Here is an 18,368-nt window from a genome sequence, read left to right as displayed (position 1 = left end):
TCGCGAAGCAGCGAGCTCGTCGAGATAATTGGCAATAATCCGAGCTCGCGCGCTTGCGCTTCGGTGATGCCGGTTTCTCGGATTAGGAATTGCACCCTAGATTCCTTGTGAGCCTGTGCTCGCTTGCCAAGCTCTTGCTTGATTTCGGCCATACGAAAAGTCCCCTAGTCGCGCGAAACGCGATTGGGCCGAGTTTTGTTCCCGTGAAAAATTCGCTGCAGCTGCTGAGCGTAGGCTCCGGGGAAGCAGGAAGGCTTATCATCGAGGACCCAATAGCCCCCACATCGTTTGTAACTTTTCCAAAAGCGCGTATGTTGGCCTTGTGGCATCCGGGCGGTTGGGAACCCCTTGCGCCGGCCACATTGTGGAGGGGAGCTATGGGCACTGGGAACGGGCATGCGTCACTGGGCCTCCAACCCGGCGAGTATCTGGACCATCATCTGGAGTGCCCCTATTGCGGTACCATCCGGCTAAGGCTCCCCAAGGACGCCGAGCCCTCGACGCCGATCAGGTGCGACGATTGCGGCAAGTATCTCGGTACGTGGGATGAGCTACAGAGCGATTTCGAGCGCCAAGGCGGCAATAGTGGCGCGTTCCGCCTCGATAAGGGGCGCATCCAGAAGCTCGGCTAACGCGCGTTCGCCTGCCAGAAATAAACGAAAGCCCGTCGCAGCTAATGAGCGTAAGCGACGGGCCTCCAGTGGCTTACAACTCTAGGAGAGTCCGACCACCAGCATTACAATCACGGAACCGTGAAGTCGTTCCACAATGAGACATGCGCGGTTTACAGGTATGCCTTCAGTGACCTGGCCGGCTGTTTGCCGGGCGAGCCGTTCTGCTCATCGATCATGTGAAGCTGAGGCGACCCGGCCTGCGAGCGGGGAAGTCGGGGGACGACTAGAGCGGGACAGGCCGGGTCTCTTACCCCGAGTTGCGAGCCGGGGCAGATGCGCATTATGCGCCGCCTTTTCAGCGACTGACATTAACATTTTCTAAGACCTAGCAAACGGAGCCGCTGAGGGGGACCATCGAAGAAGCAGACCTGTTGCGCTTGCTTTCCAAGCGGACCAGGACCAAGACTTCGAACTGAAACTATTTTCACCCCTGACCGTGCCGCTACCGAGCAAACGGGAGATTTGTCATGACACTGGTGGTCAGCAAACCTGAAGATGCCGCAACTGCCTTTGCCGATGCTTGGAATAGACATGACATGGACGACTTCGCAGCGTTGTTCGCCGAGGATGCCAATTTCGTCAACGTCGTGGGTGTTTGGTGGAAGAACCGCACCGAAATCGCAGGGGCGCATCGCGCAACTCATGAGACCATGTTTCGTAACAGCCGACTCAAAGGGGCCGTCTCGTCAGTTGTCGAATTAGCTCCCGGCCTTGCATCGGTGCACTACACATGGACCCTAACGGGTGCATCAGCTCCGGACGGCGCACCCGCCGGAACACGGCAAGGCATTCTGCTTCTAGTTCTGAAGGAAGAACAGTCGGGCTGGCGGATAAAGGTGGCTCAAAACACCGACATCGTTCCAGGCGCGCTTGTACTCCCTTCCGACGAAAGAAAGTGAGCGCCCGAGAGGGAACAAGCTGATCGAGTGAAAGGTTGGGAGCGCTCCTTGATGGAGTGAGCCTGATGAGGGTTTACAGGGTGGAAGAGATGGTCGGCGACATGCCGATATCCCATCGCGTAGCGAGCGCAGCCACCCCCTGGGAGGCGGCCAGAAAGGCCACCGGCAAGGACGTGACGGCCCGAACAGATGAGCGCTTTTGGGTTCGGGTTGAAGGAACACGCGCGGTTTACAAATATGCCTTCAAGTCTGGTGTTCCGGGCCGCCTTTAAGGTTTTGGTCGGCCTTGCCTAACCGGCGCGGCGCATTCGGGTCGTAACCTCTCGTTCACCATGTCAGGGCATCCTAGTTGAAGGCGCTCACCCCGCGCCTGGCGGTCTAGCTGAATTAGCCAAGTCCGCAGAAGAGCCCGCCGCACCTCCTCCGCGCGCGGGCTCTTTGCGTCGGTACCGACCGACAGGCCGCTCTCAACCGTCCCCGGGAGCTGCGCCAGGGACCAAACTGCCCGCCGACCCTATCTGACGCAGCGAACTCAAGCTGGCTCGAAGGGCGCAACTGGCATTCAATGCATTCCCGTGGCTAACTATGATGAGTCCCATCGCAGCCGCAACAATGACAGCGACCATGGCGATCTCAAAGCTGTTTCCGCCATTGCCTATTTTCTTGTCGACCATGGTCTCATGCCATCGCTATTAAAGCTGGCGCAGCCGCCTAGGGGCTCGACCCATCAAACCCCCTTGCCGAAGTTGCCGGTCATCTGGCGGGGGCAGAAGCGATATCGCGGCAATCGGCCTTGCGCGGGCTGGCGCTGCCGGGCAACGAAAACCGGTGGAAACAATCAAAAATGGGTACGTGTGCAGGAATGCTAATTTAGCCTCTGCTTCAGCCGACTCTTTCCCCTACCCACCGAGAGTCGGTTAGGCCCGGCGGTTCATCCGAACGCACCCCAACTGCGGAACTGTCGGGCCGCTATGTGCCTTCCGCTTGTCGGCCGTCACGGCGTGGTTGGTGAACTGTAAACCGGCTTCCCGGATTGGAATCTGATCTCCAGAAGCCGGCGGCCGCCTATGTCACGGACCGTGCACACTAGATCGTCCTCACGCGGCGTCGCTTTGAGCCTACGCACGATCGCAAGGGCCCTTTCCCTGGCGGCTCCGAAGGTTGGGAGCATGATCCCACAGGCGTCGTGGTACACGTCCGCCTTCTCGGAAACATCGAAGAAGAATCGGGGCATGGTGACCTCCAAAAACTTCGTGGTGCAAAACCGATGCCAGTCCGCTGGTTCTCGAAATGACACAACACCATCTGTTGGCATGAAGTCAGCAAAAGGTAGAAGACCGGGCCGCTCCCGCTTCATGGACAAGGCGTCCAGCCGCCCTTGCGCTTGTCCGGCGTCACTGCATGATTGGTGAACTGAAGGTTTCGGTCCTGACGGCCGGCGGCGCGGCACTCGTGGCAGAAGATCGCCTTCACCAAATCCCAGTGCAGGCATCCATGGTCCGGCCCGAGCCCGCTTAACCAGTGCGGCAACGTCCAGCACCGCCGACCGCCGGCAAGTGAGGCAATAGACAGAAAGGCCGGTGCCGGCGTCCAGCTTTTTGCCGAGCGTGTCTTCCGTGAACGGGAATTCATTGTCATGGCGATCCTCGCGAAATTTCGGGTCGCCGCACAGGTGAGGATTGTTCCTGATCGCTGGCGATTGCCAGAGGCTACGCGATGCCATGTCCTATTGAGGTAGAAATTAGCTGTCTTGCATATGCGGCGGACCTGCTCGTTCGCCAGGCCGGCGCCGGGCTGAGGCAATTCTCCCCAGAAGGCGCCGGTCACCTTGGCCCGCCGCTGGGTGTGGGGGCACACCGAGCGGCGGGTTATCGGATTCTGCCGGATATTGGCATGCGATTGATGAAGCGGAAGCCAGCCCACGCTGCCGCGCATCACGGGTCGATCAGCGCCTTTTGGTTGAATTCAGTTTATTAGCGGATGCGAATATATTCGCTCGCCGGCATACCCCTGCCGGCAAGGCCCGGTCGCGACGACCCCAAAGCCCACACCCAAGGCCACCGGGCCACCTCTAGGTCACTTTGCGCACATCCAATCGAGCATTTAGGGATCGACGGTCTCAGAGCCGGTATACGCCCGAATTTTTTCGAGGCGAACTCTCGCCGCTCGGCTTCGGCGTAAAACCAGAAGACCAAGAGCCCGCTCGCTGAGGGAACAAGCGGCGCTCCAGGGGTCTCTGCTACCCAACGGCGCGACCTAACTAGCAAGCTGCTAGAATGTTTCCCGATGCGACCGAAGTCGGAGCAGCTCACGCTTTGGTCCCAACGCTGAAACTAAATCCTCTCCGGTAGCATTGGATGGAGCCGGCGAGGAAATGCGTCACATAGATCGATGCCCACCATCCCGTTGCCTGGGGTGACGGGCTTTTGATCCGCGTCCTTCGGGTCGCCGCTCCGGCCAAGGAACTAAGTTTTCTCGATCCCTGTTCAAATACGAGATAAATAGAGCAGAGGTCGCACATGAAGGTCTATCGGGTGGAAGAAATGGATGGGGACAGCGTTGTGACTAGTCGTACCATCAATGCCAATACTCCATGGGTGGCAGCGGAAACGGCTACAGGCAGTGAAGTCACGAACGTACGCGGTGACGAACAGCGCTGGATCCGGGTCACGCTTGAGGCAGACGGGGTTGTTAACAGCTACGCCTTCAAGTGACCTGTGGAGCGTAACCGGCTGTTGACCTGGCGAGCCGCTCCGATTGCAGTTTCCCCATCAGGTGAAGCCTGAGGCGACCCGGCCTGCGAGCGGGGAAGTCGGGGCACGACTAAAGCGGGACAGGCCGGGCCTCTTACCCCGTCTTGCGAGCCGGGGCAGATGCGCATTATACGCCGCCTTTTCAGCGACTGACATTAACGTTTTCTGGGGCTTATCTAATAAAAGCCGCCACCCTAGACACGCGCTCCGCCATAGCCAACGTGGACCTTTGCCCAAGCTAATGATCCGACTTTCCCTTGCCCAAACGGAGTAGAGGCCCGGCCTGCCAGCCCATGGTCCCCCCACGCCCGCAGGCGGGCATCTTTTCTCTCCACGGAATCCCGCCGAACGAAACGCTGACCGGCATGCCAAAATCAACCGTCACCCACTCACCGTCGACGTGAGTGACCGTATCAGCAGCGACTAACATGTCTAAGGCGTAGCCAACGAAAAGCCCGTCGCAGCTAAGGAGCGAATACAGCGTCGCGCAAAGGTGGCCCTATCTCATCGACATCAGGTGGGTGATGAGGCCGACCCTGATGAAGAACGTTGGTCTCGCGAGATCCGGACATCCGATATCCCTCAACTGATCGGGCGTCATGTCCGCTAACGCCCTACGTCCCGCAACGCTCCGTCGCCACGCCCTAAAGACAGCGATTGCAGTTTCCGCTCGTTTCGACGCTGCCCCAAGCAGCCGGTGGTTCCTTCGATGGATCTTTGCCTGAGCTTCCATGTGAGCCATCTTGCTCTCCCGTTCCAGATTAGGGCCAAAGCTTCTCACGGGGGCGATTTGTGGTTGTACAGCCATCCGTGAACTATCGAGAACGGCCAGGCTGGCGGCCGTTAAATCCGTGTTAAATCGACAGGCGAAGATGCTATTCTCTCTGCGCGTTCGAATTCGGAGAGGCGACGTGCGTATCCGGTTGCTTGGCGGTCTCGACGTGACGTCCGCAGACGGCCAGTCTGTCCGCTTCGGGACGCGCAAGTCCGCGCTTCTCTTTGCTGCCCTGATCCTGGCAGGTCGGCGCGGTCACAATCGCGAAGGGCTTGCCGAAGGGTTTTGGCCGGGACGAGGCGACGCACAGTCGCGCAACAGCTTGCGCCAGGCTCTTGCGGATATCCGCCGATGGTTTCCTGCCGCCGGGGATGCAGCCATTTCCATCGAGGGAGATCAAGAAACGGTAGCGCTGACGGCCGGACCGGATGAAGCGGATGTCTGGGTCTTTGAGCGCAAGATCGCCGGGAACGAGATGGCGGACCTCGCCTTCGCCGCCGGGCTTTATCGCGGTGACGTCCTTGCGGGCGAAGTCATTCCAGAGCACCTGGAAGAATGGTTCGGTCCGCATCAGGTCAGGTACCGGCAGAAAGCGCTGCAAATGGTGGAGCGCCTGAGCCTCGCTCCGCCCGAAGCCGGAGCGGCGAACGAAATGGCCTGCGAACAACTCGCGGAAAGGCTGCTCGCCTCGGATCCGACCGCGGAAGCAGCGCATCGGGCTTTGATGCGGATCCACATCGCCAGGGGCCACGAAAATGCGGCCTTGCGCCAGTTTGAATCGTGCCGTGCGCTTCTGAGAAAACATCTAGAGGTCGAGCCAGAGGCGCAAACGAACGCACTGGCGCAGTCGCTGCAATCATTGGATCGACATCGCCAGGCAGAGTCGGCGCACGACACCGCCCAGCCGCCTCAGCCTGTCTCAAATCCAGGGAGGCCGCATGACCAGCCCTCGGTGGCAGTGATGGCCTTCGACAATCTTGGCGGGGTGGACGACGAGTATTTTGCCGACGGAGTCGTGGAGGAGATCACAGCTGCGCTTTCGCGGATCCGAGACTTCTTCGTCATCGCACGCCAGTCTGCCTTCACCTACAAGGGACGTTTCGTCGACGTACGCAAGGTGGGCCGGGAACTCGGCGTCACTTACGTGGTCGAAGGAACCATTCGGCGGGGCGGCGACCGGCTGCGCATTTCCGTGCAGCTGGTCGATGCCGAGACGCGGACACAGCTCTGGTCCGAGCGCTACGAGGGCACGACCGATGACATCTTCGAGTTCCAGGACAGGATCGCGGCGCAGGTGGCAGGCGCCATCCATCCAGCCATCCGTGGTGCCGAGATCGAGCTGGCCAAGCGCAAGCCACCAACCAGCATGAGAGCGTATGATTTCGTCATGCGCGCCTATCCGAATATCTGGGGCCGCCGCAAGGATACCAACGACCAAGCGATAGAGCTGCTCAAGAAAGCGATCGCAGTCGATCCGGCCTATGGCCGCGCCCACGCGCTCTTGGCCTGGTGCCACGCCTCGAATGCCGCGTATCTGTGGGCCGAGCACCCAGAAAGCGAGCTGAAGAAAGCGCGTGCGGCAGTCGAAGCGGCCGGCCCAATTGGCGATGATCCAACTGCGTTGACCGCCGCCGGCTCGGCATTGAGCATGTGTGGCGAGCAGGAGCGCGCCGCCCCGTTCATCGAAAAGGCGCTCAAGCTCGATCCGAATAACGCCTGGGCGTGGGCACGCCACGGCTGGATCGCGATCTACAAGGACGAAGCCGGCCACGCGCAGGAACGGTTCCGCCGCGCGATGACTCTGAGTCCGATGGACCCCTTCGCATTCAACATGAGATTGGGAATGGCCACCGCCATGGCCAAGACAGGTTTCGTTTCCGACGCGGTAGCGATCGCTCGGGAGGTGATCGCCGCCCATCCTGATATCATCATGTCCTATCGCTATCTCGCTGCTTGGTCGGCGATGAGCGGCGACCTGGAGACGGCTCGCTGGGCCGCGCAAAAACTGCTGGCTGCCCAGCCGGACTTCACGATCGAGCGATACCGATCGCTGCCCTTCTTCACGCACATGTCGGAATGGGCAGACCGGGTGGTCAGAGCCCTGAAGCAGGCCGGGCTTCCCGAGCGCTGAGCCATGCAAGATCGCAAGACCAGGCTGACGGATCGAACGATAGGCTGTAGGCAATACCAAGCGGCGGCATCGTGGGGCGACTTAGAATCCAACGCCCCTTGGCGCGGCGGACCGCCGATGCACGTACACCACGATGAAGCCGGCGTTGTAGACCGGCAACGGTTCGATGTCCCGTACTGGAAAAATCGTGTCCCAATCGTCTCCTTCGATGGCTGGAGATTCGCCCGATTCAGCTCGGCGATCAATCGGACTTTGGCTTAGCTGAACGTCTTGTCCTGGAGAACGGCAGGCTGCCCTGGCGGGTAACTGGGCCAGGTCAAGCCGCAGTCAAGAATTGGCGAAGACGGCGTCAGCTGACGATAGCATATGACGGCCCTTACTGATAGCGGCGGGATACTTTCTAACTGTCAGGGGTATGGGATCGGCGGCGAGCGCGTAGCCGTGTGGATAATAACGGTTCGTTCACGATGAAGCGGCCCTTCTCATTGAATGCGCCGATCAAGCGCCTATCGTGATTAGACCATTTGTCGATTGGCGTCCCCTGCCCAAGCTGTCGGCCGATGGTTCAGTTCCCGCCGGTCCGCGTCGGTTGCTGGCTTCATCACATTGCCGGGATCGGAAGGTGAAATGGAACCCGACCATCTGGTTTGCTCGATGTTTCCGAGCGTTTGTGAGGCATGTCACCGGACGCGCCATTCGAGCGAACTTGACCTGAAGCCGACTCTAACTTGGTGGCTGCGCCTTATTAGATTGTATCACGGTCAGGTTGCCATGCTGTCTTATGCGAAACGCAAGGGTTACAAGTTCAACCGATGGGAATGCGGGCAATGCTTCGGCCCCGGGTACGATCCGAGGCGCATTCGTGACAAGCCCGTCTGGGACCCATGATCGCACCTTGGAGGCAACAGGCCACCCGCCTACGTGATCAACGTGCCGGAGGACGCCTGGCCATGAGGAGATATTTGGTCCCGTAACGCCAATCACGCTGACGACGTTGAAGGCAGCGCTCAATTGGGCCTTTAGCAACCGGCTCGTAAGCGACGACACCGCATGGCGTCTCGTGAAGCCATATCGCGGCACGACTGCCGCCCGCGTCCGCACCCGCATGGCATCGAAGATCGAGTCCGTTATGATCGCGCTCAATCGCGGTCTGATGTCCGACCCTGCCGCCCCTTCGGCGGCGTCAAGCAGAGCGGGCTTGGGCGCGAGGGCGGCCAGAAGCGCGGCATAGCCGAGTTCATGGAGGCGAAATACATCGCCGTGATGATCTGATGAGAGAGATGGCGAAAGACCCATTCCGCACGCGCGATCACGTCCCCGAGTTCGACGACACCGTCGCCGAGATCCGCCGCAGAAGTGCGGAGACCAGGGCGAAAATCCCCATGATCGCTGATGTCGCTTATGGAGCCGGCCACGCTGAAACTCTGGACCTCTTTTTCCCGGAAGGCAGACGCGATCGACTGCCGGTGCATATCTTCATTCATGGCGGCTACTGGCGCATGTTCTCCAAGACAGATTTCTCCTACGTCGCGGGGCGTGTAACCAAAGCAGGAGCGATCGCGGTCATTTTGGGCTATGCGCTGATGCCGGCGGTGAGGATGGCCACGATCGTCGATCAGATACGCCGCGCCAAGCAGTGGGTGGATGAACAAATCGAAAGCCACGGCGGCGACCCCGGCAAATTGACCGTCAGCGGCCATTCCGCCGGCGCGCACCTCGCGACGATGCTTTTCGACGACGACAGCCGACCATCGGGTATCAAAGGAGCGCTCCTGCTCGGCGGCATCTACGATTTAAGGCCGTTGCAAGAGTCGTTCCTCGCTCCTGAAATCGCCATCACCGATGAAGAGGTTGAGCGGTTTTCGCCGATCGACCATCGTTTCGATCCGTCGGTGACAGTCCACATCTCGGTCGGGGCGGATGAAACCCCGCCTTTTCATAGCCAGGCTGCCGCTTTTGCGGAGCATCTGAAAAACCAAGGACTGGGTGTTTCACGAACGAGCCTGGCGAGGGTGAACCATATGAGCAGCGTCCGCGATCTGGGCGTCCCCGACACAGATGCTGCCCGGTCTTTGGTGCATCTGCTGGCAACTGTTTCGGGAGTGTCGTGATCCTGAAAGAGGAGGAGACGTGGGTGACGACTTCGGACCGCAACCGAGCCTGCACGATCTCTGCAGCCGAGATCATGGCCAGCGTGTATTCGTTGCCAAATGCCTGCCAGTAGTTGAACGGGATCGCGACCTTCACGGTTGAGCCGTCTTCCATGTCGAAGATGCAGCCGAGGCGCCGAAGACGTGACAGGACGTGATGGCTTGGAGGAAATGCGTGAGAGACTATCCTTGCACTGTCGATGGCTGCGGGCCCTCAGCTCGGCCATTGAGACCAGGCAGCACGTGCCGCGTTCTTCTCCGACGGCTTCCGTGTCCACCATTTACGGATGGTGTTTTGAGGGCTTCCGGTTCGCAGTTGAGCCGGCGTCACAACATCGCGCTCGTCAAATTTGCGGTGCGGATCGGCGGCTTGGCTGCCATCGCTTAGGTGGGCGCCCCGCTCCAGCCCTGGAGTGATCGCGGCTGTCGGCGTCTCCAGCTTCTGTTCGGCGTCCGATGTAGCTGCGTAGATCCGCGCGCGGCTTCAGCCGCACTCTCGAGTTGAAGCCCGGGTGCGTTCATGCGACCCCTCTTGCAGCAATCGGAACCAAAGCAGAAAATGAGGGTTTGCTAATGGAAGGGCCGGCAATCGAGGATGTCAGCGCATGGTTGCACTTGTAGTCTTGGAGATGGCAGTCGCGAGGCAGCGCGTGAGACGGCCGGAAGTCTCCGTGAAGGAGGCGGACGGGATTCCGGGCGACCATCACGGGCTGGCGATCAGTCTTGCGCTTTGCGGCCGGATGCGAGCCAGTCAAGCGCGAGCGAAAGCAGCCAAGCGGCCGCAGCTGAAGATCGCGCCACCAAATGGGCATTGAGAGCTGCGCTATGACGACGATGCTGTTCGCACCGCTTGACTCGCACTACGAAGAACGCGCCGCTCTCCATCGCGCCGCTCGACTCGAGCTACTGCACAACCGGCTGGTGAAGCGGCTGGAAAAAGTGAACAACTTGGCCGACGAAGTGGAGCGAGCCGCGGCCGAGTTGGCCGATATCACCCAGGCCTCCGCCATTGAAGCTTTTCGCGGCGCAATGTTTAGCAGTGCTTCGGCAGGCTTTCTTCGCCTCGAAGCGGGGCAGACTCTCGGGCTCTGACATTGGAGGAAGAGCGCCAACATCGGCTGTGGGCTCGGCAGCTCCATAGCGACTACGAAGCGTCAAGGCGCGCCTCTCAGCCCAAGAAAGATTCTGCCTGATCTGTAGAAAAACCAACGACGCCCCGCAGGAACTCGCCGCTTCCGTGCCACGGGAAAGCTGCCGACACGTGACAGGACGCCCCAACCTCGGGCTAGTGCGGTCGGAAGCAGCGAAAAGCTGCCGTCGACACTCGATGTGCCAAATTGCTTAAACCAGATCTACTGTCCCGCTTTGTCCTCGAGGCGCGACCCAAACAGTTCGAAAAGTTTCCGGTCGAGGATCAATTGTAGAACTGTCCGGCATCAGCTTAGGCCGAGAACGGACCGGCAGCTTCGGTCTACGAGTCTTCACGAGCGGACATTTAGGTTGGGCGTGTGCATCGTCGCGGCGTGACCCGTTGCTGACCATCGTATGTGACGCAGCAAAGTCTGCATTGGGAAGCGCTCACTCAAGCCTGAGCATCTTATCGGCTTCTTCGGCGCAACCGGAGCTATGCAATTCCGCGAGTGACCCGTGGCGAGCCTGTCGCGGACGTACTCCGCCAGTGGCCCGGAAGCACGGTCAGATTGACGAATTCCCCCGGCGGCTCCAGACTGCGATACGAGGTTTGCCGCTGGGACGCACGATGGCGGTGTGGGCGGTATATATGAGCGAATCGAGCGACGGGAAGGCCCCCCATCGTCCCTGGCACGGCCTTGCCGCCCGGGCGATGATAGGTCTTGTCGCTCTCGCTCTCATGGTCGGTACGATCAGCGTCATAGCTGTCCAATCCTTCAACGAATTGCGGCAAAGCTTCGACTCGGTGGCCGATGTCCAAGTCGAGGCTATCCAGACCGCCGCCGAGCTGCGGCAGCGCGCCCAAGCAATCACCCGCCTGGCGCCATCGCTGTACGCAAAAGGGCTTGAGCAGGATGCCTTGCTCAACTTCTCGCTCCTCAGTTTCAAGGAGCAGTCAAAACTTCAGGAGCTGACCGGCAAACTCAAGTCGCAGACAAACAAGGACCTCTCGGAGGTTGAAGAGACGACGGCGGAACTGTTCCGGAATCTCGACACGCTTGCCACCACCCTCTACGACCGTGCTGCAACCGAAGACGCGTTGGAGGGGTTGCTCCAGCGTATCTTTCGCATCGCCGTATCTGGAAAGGCCGGCAGTGCCCTCACGAATGAGGTGACGGCGACGGCGCTTGGGCTTGCAACGGCGGGCAGCGCTGAAGAGCTGCAGACTACCGCGAACGAACTGCGGCCGAGGATTTCCTTGCTGGCTACGGCGGACCCCTACTTGGCAAGGCAGTTTGAAGAGGCCTTGCTCGGCCCCCGGGGCGTGGTGGAACTGAAGGGCAGGCTATTCCGCTTGTTCGATGATATTCGGGGCCAGTTGGCTGATAACGAGCTTTTCTCCGGCAAGCTGGTTGCGGCCGCCGACGTCATTTCTCAAGAGATCGCTCAAGACGTTGACCATCAACGCAGCGCACTTGACGGCCGGCTGACGGCGCGTGCCCGGGTCCTCTCGTCGATTGCCGTCCTGGCGGTGGTTGGCGCCATACTCATTGCTGGTTACTTGCAGGCGTCGGTCGTCGGCCGCATTCGCAAGTTGAGCCTCGCCATGCGGGAAACGAGCGCTCCTGCGAAATTGGAGATGCTAACAAAAGGCAACGACGAGATATCGGATCTAGCTCGGGCCTTTGTCTATTATGCGCAAGAAATCAATCGACGCGTGAAGGAGCTCGCCATTCTCAATTCCGTCGGCGAGGCGATGGCGAAGACGCTTAATGTGGAGACAGTAACCCGCATTGTGGGAGACAAGCTGCGTGAAATCTTCAGCGTTGAAGTCGCTGAAATACTTTTGCACGATGACAAGTCCGATCTGATCACCGTCCCCTATGCTTATTACAATGGATATCGGCAGCCTGAGCCATTTGCGATGGGCGAGGGTCTGACCTCGAAAATCATCCTGTCCGGCGAACCGCTATTTATCGGTTCAAACGATCGCGCCGATGAGTTGGGCGCTCTTGCGCCGACCGAAGAGGACGAAACAGAATCCTACCTGGGCGTTCCGATCATCGCGGGCGACAAGACTCTGGGCGTCGTCAGCGTGCAAAGTTACGAGAAGAACGCCTTCAATGAAGCTCATATGCATTTGCTGCAGGGGCTCTCAACCGGCATGGGCGTTGCGATTGCCAACGCGCGCCTTTTCGATGAGACCCAACGCCTTCTCAAGGAGACAGAGGATCGGGCCGCGGAACTGGCTATTCTCAATAGCGTCAGCGAATCGATGGCGAAATCGTTGAATCTTGAGACGATTGTTCGCCTCGTGGGTGACAAGGTGCGTGAAATCTTCGGAACCCAGGTTGCGGAAATACTATTACATGACGACGCGTCGAACCTGATACATGTTCCCTTCGCATACTACAAAGATAAATATGTATCTATTGACCCGTTTCCGATCGGCATTGGAGTAACGTCAAAGATAATCATAACAGGCAAAGCCGTGATTTTTCATACTCTAGCGGAGGGAAAGGAGTTAGGCGCATATTTCCCAAAAGAGGAAGACAGAACTTCCTCTTATATTGGCGTGCCAATCAGCGCCGGCAACAAGACGTTAGGCGTCCTCAGCGTACAGAGTTATCAGGCCAATGCCTTCAATAATGGTCATTTGCGCCTGTTGCAGACGCTGGCGTCCAACATGGGCGTAGCCATCGCCAATGCCCGCCTGTTCGACGAAACTCAGCGCTTGCTCAAGGAAACCGAGGATCGGGCAGCCGAGCTGGGTGCCATCAGCAAGGTCAGCGAGGCACTCATCGCGGAAGCCGAATTCGACAGCACCATCCGGCTGATCGGCAACCAGATGCGCGATATTTTTGACGCCGACATCGTTTATGTGGCGCTGCTCGACCCGAAAACCAACCTCATTCATTTTCCTTACCAATTCGGCGAGTCTTTCACCACTCTCACCCTCGGCGAAGGTCTGACCAGCAAGATCATCGAGACCGGCGAGCCGCTGCTCATCAACCAGGACGTAAACGAGCGCAGCGTCGAAATCGGAGCGACACCTGTCGGCAGGGATGCGCTTTCCTATCTGGGGGTTCCGATCAAGACAGGGCTTGGCACCATGGGTGTGATCAGCGTGCAAAGCACAGCGCGGGAGGGCATGTTCGACGACAACTCGCTTCGCTTGCTTTCGACTATCGCCGCCAATGCAGGTGCTGCGCTTCACAACGCACAGCTGTTCACCGAGCTCAAGCAGCTGTCGCTAGCCCTACAGCAGGCCAAGGAAGCCGCCGAGGCCGCCAATGAGGCCAAGAGCACCTTCCTAGCTACCATGAGCCACGAAATACGCACGCCCATGAACGGCGTCATCGGCATGAGCAACCTGCTGCTCTCTACCAAGCTCGACCACGAGCAACGGGAAATCGGCGAGACGATCAACAACAGCGCAGAGGCACTGCTGACGATCATCAATGACATACTGGACTTCTCAAAGGTTGAAGCCGGCAAGCTGGAGCTTGATCCCCGCCCGTTTGAACTGCGCGAATGCCTTGAGAGTGCGATTGACCTGATCGCCCCAAAAACAGCGGAGAAGGGGCTGGACTTAGGGTATGTGGTGGAACCCGGAACCCCCGAAGGGATTGTCGCGGACAATATCAGGTTGCGGCAGATTCTAATCAATCTCCTCAACAATGCTGTCAAGTTCACCGACCGGGGAGAAATTGTACTTTCTGCAATGAAGGTTTCACCCGGAGCCGCAGAGACGGGTGGGTCACCAAGCAAAGACCAGTCGGCCACGTGCATGTTGCAGTTCGCGGTGCGGGATACGGGGATCGGCATACCCAAGGATCGGATGGATCGCTTGTTCAAGTCGTTCAGCCAGGTCGATGCCTCGACGACCCGACGCTATGGCGGAACCGGCCTTGGCCTAGCGATCAGCAAGCGCCTCGTAGAACTCATGGGAGGCGAGGTGTGGGTGGAGAGCGTCGAGGGCAGCGGCACAACCTTCTTCTTCACGATCCGCGCTCCGACTGCCCCGGCTCCCAAACGGGCTCAGATGTCGCTAGCCAAGGTTGAACTGACCGGCAGGCGACTGCTGTTTGTCGACGATAATGCAACAAACCGGCGCATAATGTCCCTCCAGGCGCAGGCCTGGGGCATGATTCCGCATGCAACCGAGTCCCCTTCTGACGCCCTTCGCAGGATTGCAGACGGCGAAGCCTTTGATGTCATCGTGCTCGATATGAACATGCCCGAGATGGACGGCATTGAACTGGCAAGGGGGATACGCGCACTTGGTGACAAAGGCAGCATTCCGCTGGTCTTGCTGAGCTCAATGGTACCCATCTCCGGACAGAAGAAGATGGAGATGGAAGGCGTCAAGTTCGCGGCGATGCTCTCCAAGCCGATCAAGCCATCGCCTCTCCTTAACGCTTTCATGGCGGTCTTTGCCGGGGCTCCCACGCGCTTCGCCAAACCCGATCAACCGAAGAGTCCTGTTCTTGACAGCGCGATGGCAGACAAGTTTCCGCTTCGCATCCTGCTGGTTGATGACAACGCCACCAACCGGAAGCTGGGCTTCAAGGTGCTCGAGCGACTGGGTTACAGGGCGGAGCTGGCGGGAGACGGACAGTCGGCAATTTCCTCATATGCCGAAGGACGCCATGACGTCATCCTGATGGACATCGAGATGCCTGATATGGATGGCGTCGAGGCGACAAGGTCGATCCGTGCATCCGGTTCCCGCGAGCAACGCCAACCGTTCATCGTAGCTCTCACTGCCAATGCGATGGCGGGCGACCGCGAGCGATATCTGGATGCAGGGATGGATGATTACCTCAGCAAGCCATTGCGCGTCGAGGAGCTCGTGGCATCACTGAAAAGAGCGGTATTGGCCGGCGGACAGCGACCCACCAACGCGTCTGATGGACCTGGCGAAACCGGGTGAATCCCCGGAGGCCAAATCGAGAAGGGGCGAGATCATGACGATGCTTTCGCGCATGTCAATTGCAACGGTTTCGTTGCTTCTCTTATGTGCATCGTCAATGCCCGGCTCTGCCGGCCCCGTCCTTGATCGAGTGAAGCAAAAAGCGGTGCTGGTCGTAGCGGTAGATCCCGCGTGGCCGCCCTTCTCCTGGCGCAAGGAGGACGGCAGCTTCGATGGATTTGACGTCGATGTCATGACCGGAGTTGCACGGCGGCTTGGCGTCGAAGTCCGTATCGAGGTGGCGGAATTTTCCGCCGTTATATCTGGAAAGTGGCAGGGCGCATGGGACGTCTCTCCGAGTGTAACCCCAACGAAACAGCGCGCGGAAAATCTGGACTTTCCTGCCGTTTATGCCTTCGGCCTTGGTTCGCTGGCGGTACATCGTGACAACACGACAATTCGAACGCCTGCCGACGCGAGCGGGAAGAGAATCGGAGCGGTGAAGTCCTCCGAATATGAAAAATATCTGACCCGCGAGCCATTCGATATCCTTGATATTCCGCCGATCAAATATCAGATTGACCGGCCTGTCGTCGTGTCGTTCGAGACAAGCGAAGGTGGCTACGAGTCGCTCGCAAAGGGCAATGGTGTAGAACTGGATGGCATTGTGGACTCGCTGTCCACACTCATGAGTGAGATCGGCAGCGGTCGTCCGATCAAGATTGTCGGTCAGCCGCTGCTCTATACGCCGACCGCAATCGCTATTGAGAAGGGCGATCCAGAGTTCGCTGCCGAACTGAAAGGGGCCATCGATCGGCTTCGGGAGGATGGAATCCTTACGTCAATTTCCCTGAAGTGGTTCGGAATTGACACGACGGCGCGATGAGGCGCGCTCATCAGCGCCGCCGACGGCGATTGCTCGACGGACATTCTCGACATTGCTCAACTGGCCGCGGGACGTGTTGGCCTGCCCCATGGACGCTCGACATGCGTGCCGAGCGAGTATGCGCTCTCGCTAAATTACGGCCGATGCGATATGATCGCTAAACAAAGCGCATCCAACGGTGATTGCCTTGACCGAAGCGGTAGCCGAGGCCGACCTACCTCGCACCCGGCGCATCAATACCTCAGAGGGGGTGAAGCCCGTGACACGGTTTCTCGTCGCACTCGCCCTTGCTTGGTCGGCTTTGTCGGTTCCATTAGCAGAGTTAGGAGTAGCGGGTGAGGCAATGGACCGCATCCGCGCAACGGGGGTTCTGCGGGCTCCGTTCCCAGATCTTTGGCCTCCGGCTGTGATCCGCCAGCCAAATGGTGAAATCGACGGGTATGATGTGGAGGTATTGCGAGAGATCGGCCGCCGCATAGGTGCCAAGGTTGAATACGTCAAAAATTCAGACGGCTCCGTCATCACCTGGGACGAGCAAACTTCTGGCAAATGGCAGGGCAAGTACGACATTGTCGTAGGCGGCATGTCGCCTACGGCCAAGCGCGCCGAACATCTCTCGTTCCCGGCAATTTACCGGTATGGAATGGCTGTTCTTGCGGTCAATCGAACCAACAACGAAATCAAGACGCCCGCTGACGCCAGCAGAAAGCGAATTGGTGTTCTGAAGTCATCGACTCACGAAAAGTACCTGAAAAGAGAAGACCCCGGTATCCTCGGGGCGCCTCCCATCACGTACCAAATCGACGATCCCGTCATCGTCGAATTTGATCACGAGGAGGGCGCATATGATGCTCTTTCGGGCGGCAAAATCGATGGCACGATAAACACGCTCGCCGTCATTCTTGAACTGATCAAGCAGGGCAGGCCCCTAAAGGTCGTCGGGCAACCGTTAAGTAGGTTGCCATCATGTATAGCGATCTTGCCGGGCGACGAGGACTTTGCCGCGCTGGTGAAAAAGACTGTCGATGACATGCGCTCCGACGGTACTCTGATGGCGCTGTCGCTGAAGTGGTACCAATACGACATGATAACTCCATGAATGGCGGCTCGCCACATACTTCGACGAAGGGGGAGCTGAACCCTGTGAAGCGCCTTCTTGTGGCGGTCGCCCTTGCCCTGGCGGCCTCGTCGTTTCCGCTTGCGGACCCCAGCCCGGCAGGTGAGGTGCTCGACCAAATCCGGTCGACCGGAACCCTGCGTTCTCCCGCCCCGGACATCTGGCCGCCACAGGTCATCAAGAATGAGAAGGGCGAATATGACGGGTTCGACGTCGAGGTGTTGCGCGAGGTCGGACGTCGGATGGGAGTCAAGGTCGAATACGTTACCAACCCCGATGGCTCTACCGTGACGTGGGATGAAGAGGTCTCCGGAAATTGGCAGGGGAAATATGACATCGTCATCGGCGGCATGACTCCAACCAAGAAGCGTGCCGAGCACATCGCGTTCCCCGCCACATATCATTATGGAATCGGGGTGCTGGCCGTTCATCGGGATAATACGACGATCCGCACGCCTGCGGACGCAAGCCGCAAGCGGATAGGGGCGCTGGCCGGCTCGCAATACGAGAATTACCTGAAGAAGGTGCCGCCCGGGATCGTCGGAGTCCCGGATTTCATCTACAAGATCGACGATCCGGTGATCGTTCAATATCAACACGAAGAGGACGTATACGCCGCTTTGGCGAAGGGTGACGGTGTCGAGATCGACGGGTTGGTCAATCTCCTCCCGGCAGTCATGGCGCTCATCAAGGAGGGCAAGCCGTTCAAGATTGTCGGACAGCCGCTCTACCGCGTGCCCCACGGCGTGGCAATCTTGCCCGGCGACAACGAGTTCGCCGCGCTCATCAAGACGATCATTGATGAAATGCACGCCGACGGGACCCTGAAAACGATCTCGATGAAGTGGTACGATTTCGATCTCACTTCCCCCGAATAGTGGAGGTGGGCTGATCGCGAGATAGTGCGGGCCCCGTTGACAATCGGGCGACAGTAATA

General features: G+C 59.0%; 15 protein-coding genes and 1 pseudogene. 13 read left to right on the top strand and 3 right to left on the bottom strand.

The window, feature by feature from the left end; all coding sequences use genetic code 11:
* The first annotated feature begins 377 nt into the window (after window positions 1-377).
* The 4 genes from EOA32_RS07860 to EOA32_RS38240 all read left to right on the top strand — a co-directional run bounded on the left by EOA32_RS07860 (window position 378) and on the right by EOA32_RS38240 (window position 2,442).
* Complete coding sequence (locus EOA32_RS07860; protein ID WP_128371401.1) at window positions 378-632, top strand: hypothetical protein; 255 nt, start codon at window positions 378-380, stop codon at window positions 630-632.
* 509 nt (window positions 633-1,141) lie between these two features.
* Window positions 1,142-1,573, top strand: coding sequence for an SgcJ/EcaC family oxidoreductase (locus EOA32_RS07855; RefSeq protein ID WP_128371400.1), 432 nt, complete (start codon window positions 1,142-1,144; stop codon window positions 1,571-1,573).
* Between the two features lie 65 nt (window positions 1,574-1,638).
* Complete coding sequence (locus EOA32_RS07850) at window positions 1,639-1,845, top strand: hypothetical protein (protein WP_128371399.1); 207 nt, start codon at window positions 1,639-1,641, stop codon at window positions 1,843-1,845.
* Between the two features lie 303 nt (window positions 1,846-2,148).
* Window positions 2,149-2,442, top strand: coding sequence for a hypothetical protein (locus tag EOA32_RS38240; RefSeq protein WP_145971275.1), 294 nt, complete (start codon window positions 2,149-2,151; stop codon window positions 2,440-2,442).
* Between the two features lie 125 nt (window positions 2,443-2,567).
* Here the strand turns inward: EOA32_RS38240 and EOA32_RS07845 are convergent, their stop codons facing one another.
* Together EOA32_RS07845 and EOA32_RS07840 are read right to left on the bottom strand one after the other, a co-directional pair.
* The gene (locus EOA32_RS07845) at window positions 2,568-2,807 is read right to left on the bottom strand and encodes a hypothetical protein (protein WP_128371398.1); all 240 of its coding nucleotides are present in this window, start codon (window positions 2,805-2,807) and stop codon (window positions 2,568-2,570) included.
* A gap of 119 nt (window positions 2,808-2,926) precedes the next feature.
* Window positions 2,927-3,511, bottom strand: coding sequence for a hypothetical protein (locus tag EOA32_RS07840; RefSeq protein WP_128371397.1), 585 nt, complete (start codon window positions 3,509-3,511; stop codon window positions 2,927-2,929).
* A 581-nt stretch (window positions 3,512-4,092) separates the two neighbouring features.
* Between EOA32_RS07840 and EOA32_RS07835 the strand changes: the two genes are divergently transcribed.
* Window positions 4,093-4,287, top strand: coding sequence for a hypothetical protein (locus EOA32_RS07835; RefSeq protein ID WP_128371396.1), 195 nt, complete (start codon window positions 4,093-4,095; stop codon window positions 4,285-4,287).
* A gap of 538 nt (window positions 4,288-4,825) precedes the next feature.
* Here EOA32_RS07835 and EOA32_RS07830 read toward each other — a convergent pair.
* Window positions 4,826-5,059, bottom strand: coding sequence for a DUF1127 domain-containing protein (locus EOA32_RS07830; RefSeq protein ID WP_245499203.1), 234 nt, complete (start codon window positions 5,057-5,059; stop codon window positions 4,826-4,828).
* Window positions 5,060-5,237: 178 nt separating this feature from the next.
* Between EOA32_RS07830 and EOA32_RS07825 the strand changes: the two genes are divergently transcribed.
* The 8 genes and pseudogenes from EOA32_RS07825 (at window position 5,238) to EOA32_RS07785 (ending at window position 18,309) form a co-directional block, all read left to right on the top strand.
* Window positions 5,238-7,232 carry a BTAD domain-containing putative transcriptional regulator gene (locus EOA32_RS07825; protein ID WP_245499201.1) on the top strand — a complete coding sequence of 665 codons (1,995 nt, stop codon included), beginning with the start codon at window positions 5,238-5,240 and terminating at the stop codon, window positions 7,230-7,232.
* A 1,102-nt stretch (window positions 7,233-8,334) separates the two neighbouring features.
* A pseudogene (locus EOA32_RS07815) lies at window positions 8,335-8,504 on the top strand (aldehyde dehydrogenase family protein); the annotation flags it as partial.
* The gene (locus EOA32_RS07810) at window positions 8,504-9,343 is read left to right on the top strand and encodes an alpha/beta hydrolase (RefSeq protein WP_348632195.1); all 840 of its coding nucleotides are present in this window, start codon (window positions 8,504-8,506) and stop codon (window positions 9,341-9,343) included. The pseudogene EOA32_RS07815 and the gene EOA32_RS07810, both read left to right, overlap by 1 nt.
* An 864-nt stretch (window positions 9,344-10,207) precedes the next feature.
* Window positions 10,208-10,474, top strand: coding sequence for a hypothetical protein (locus EOA32_RS07805; RefSeq protein ID WP_128371393.1), 267 nt, complete (start codon window positions 10,208-10,210; stop codon window positions 10,472-10,474).
* Window positions 10,475-11,162: 688 nt separating this feature from the next.
* Window positions 11,163-15,449, top strand: a complete 4,287-nt coding sequence (locus EOA32_RS07800; RefSeq protein ID WP_189406990.1) for a GAF domain-containing protein — start codon at window positions 11,163-11,165, stop codon at window positions 15,447-15,449.
* A 34-nt stretch (window positions 15,450-15,483) separates the two neighbouring features.
* Window positions 15,484-16,314, top strand: coding sequence for a transporter substrate-binding domain-containing protein (locus tag EOA32_RS07795; RefSeq protein ID WP_189406987.1), 831 nt, complete (start codon window positions 15,484-15,486; stop codon window positions 16,312-16,314).
* Between the two features lie 187 nt (window positions 16,315-16,501).
* A complete protein-coding gene (locus EOA32_RS07790) occupies window positions 16,502-17,413 on the top strand; it encodes a transporter substrate-binding domain-containing protein (RefSeq protein ID WP_128371390.1) in 912 nt (303 codons plus the stop codon).
* Window positions 17,414-17,457: 44 nt separating this feature from the next.
* A complete protein-coding gene (locus EOA32_RS07785; protein WP_189406986.1) occupies window positions 17,458-18,309 on the top strand; it encodes a transporter substrate-binding domain-containing protein in 852 nt (283 codons plus the stop codon).
* Window positions 18,310-18,368 lie beyond the last annotated feature (59 nt).

It is taken from the genome of Mesorhizobium sp. M1A.F.Ca.ET.072.01.1.1, assembly GCF_004023325.1.
Taxonomy (GTDB): domain Bacteria; phylum Pseudomonadota; class Alphaproteobacteria; order Rhizobiales; family Rhizobiaceae; genus Mesorhizobium.
This window is presented reverse-complemented; position numbering and strand designations above follow the sequence as displayed.